Here is a 1917-nt window from a genome sequence, read left to right as displayed (position 1 = left end):
GGATGGATGTCGAGCCCCAGGACACCGCCGAGGTGTGGAGCGTGGTGGGCCGGAGACTGTCCGGCGCGGCACCCAGGCCCGGCACCGACGACCTGATCGTCTGGCAACTCCGCGTCCCGCGCGCCCTGTCCGCGGCCCTCGTCGGCGCCGGACTCGGCCTCGTCGGCACGGCGACGCAGGCCCTGGTGCGCAATCCGCTGGCCGACCCGTACCTGCTGGGCGTCTCCAACGGCGCCTCGCTCGGCGCGGTCGCCGCGATCGTGCTCGGCGTCGGCGCGGGCGGCGCGCTGGGCCTCGGTCTTTCGGCGGCGGCGTTCGCGGGCGCCCTGGCCACCTTCGCCCTGGTGTGGGCGATCGCCCGGCGCGGCAGCGGATTCGCACCGCTGCGCCTGGTCCTCACCGGCGTCGCGATCGGCCAGTTCCTCTCCGGCTTCACCAGCTATCTGGTGCTGCGGACCGGGGACGAGCAGCAGACCCACAGCGTGCTGTTCTGGCTCATGGGCAGCCTGAGCGGGGCGACGTGGCCGCTGCTGGCGCTGCCGGCCGCCGCGGTGCCGGCCGGCCTGCTGTGGCTCCAGGCGCGCGCCCGGTCGCTGAACGCGCTGCTGATGGGGGACGAGACGGCGGCCGGTCTGGGCGTCGACGTCACACGGCTGCGCCGCGAGCTGTTCACCGTCACGAGCCTGCTGACCGGGGTCCTGGTCGCGGTGTCCGGCGCGATCGCGTTCGTCGCGCTGATGGTGCCGCATGCCTGCCGCCTGGTCGTCGGCGGCGACCACCGGCGCCTGCTGCCGGTCTCCGCGCTGTCCGGGGCGCTGCTGCTGGTCGTGGTCGACATCGTCTGCCGGGTCGCGCTGGACACGCAGGAGCTGCCCGTCGGGGTGGTCACCTCGCTGCTCGGCGCTCCCGCCCTGCTGTACCTGCTGGACCGGCGGACGGGGGACCGGGCGTGAGGATCGACATCGAGGACCTGCACCTCGGCTACGCGGGCCGTACGGTCGTGGCGGGCGCCCGGCTGGTGGCCGCGCAGGGGGAGATCACCGGACTGGTCGGGCCGAACGGAAGCGGCAAGTCCACCCTGCTGCGCGCCGTCTACCGGCATCTGCGGCCCGCCGCGGGCCGGGTGCTGCTGGCGGGCACCGACCTGCGCGAGCTGAGCCCGGCACGGTCGGCCCGGCACATCGCCGCGCTGCCGCAGGAGCGGGGCGACGACTTCGAGCTGACCGTGGGCGAGGTCGTCGCCATGGGACGGACGCCGTACAAGCGGGCCTTCGCCGGCGAGGACGCCACCGACCGGGACACCGTCGCGCGCGCCCTCGCCGACGTCGGCATGGCCGGCCACGCCGGACGCCGCTTCGCCGCGCTGTCCGGCGGGGAACGCCAACGGGTCCTGCTGGCCCGCGCGTTCGCCCAGAGCCCGGACGTGCTGGTCCTGGACGAACCGACCAACCACCTCGACGTCCGCCATCAGGTCGAGCTGCTCGCCCTGCTGCGCGCCCAGCGCCGTACGACGCTGGTGTCCCTGCACGACATCAACGCCGCCGCCTCCGTCTGCGACCGGCTGCACGTCCTGCACGCCGGTACCGTGGTCGCCTCCGGGCCGCCCCGCGAGGTCCTCACGCCCGCCCTGCTGGCCGAGGTGTTCGGGGTACGGGCGGCCGTGGTCGAGCACCCCCTCACCGGCGACCCGCTGATCGCCGTCGACCACCGGGCGCCGGCCGACGGCCCGTCCGCCGGGGGGAGGGGGCAGGGATGACACACCCCGGACCCGGCCCGGACCGCCCCGGCGGCGACCGCTGGCTGCCGGTGGCCGTGGCCGGCCTGCTGTCGTTCGTGGCCATGCTCGACATGAACATCGTCAACGTGGCCCTCGCGGACATCGCCGACGGCCTGCACGTCTCCGCGGCGACCGCCCAG

At 75.5% G+C, this 1917-nt stretch carries 2 protein-coding genes; both read left to right on the top strand.

Annotated features, from left to right (window positions below):
- Nucleotides 1-953 (top strand): FecCD family ABC transporter permease (locus CCN44_RS39310; RefSeq protein ID WP_086703880.1); only part of this gene is annotated, 953 nt, incomplete at its 5' end.
- On the top strand, nucleotides 950-1756 hold the full coding sequence (locus CCN44_RS39305; protein WP_086703876.1) for an ABC transporter ATP-binding protein: 807 nt from the start codon (nucleotides 950-952) through the stop codon (nucleotides 1754-1756). The genes CCN44_RS39310 and CCN44_RS39305, both read left to right, overlap by 4 nt.
- Nucleotides 1757-1917: the final 161 nt, after the last annotated feature.

Source organism: Streptomyces tricolor (genome assembly GCF_002155905.1).
Lineage (GTDB): Bacteria > Actinomycetota > Actinomycetes > Streptomycetales > Streptomycetaceae > Streptomyces > Streptomyces tricolor.
The sequence above is the reverse complement of the archived record's forward strand: the minus strand, read 5'-3'. Positions and strand labels throughout refer to the sequence as shown.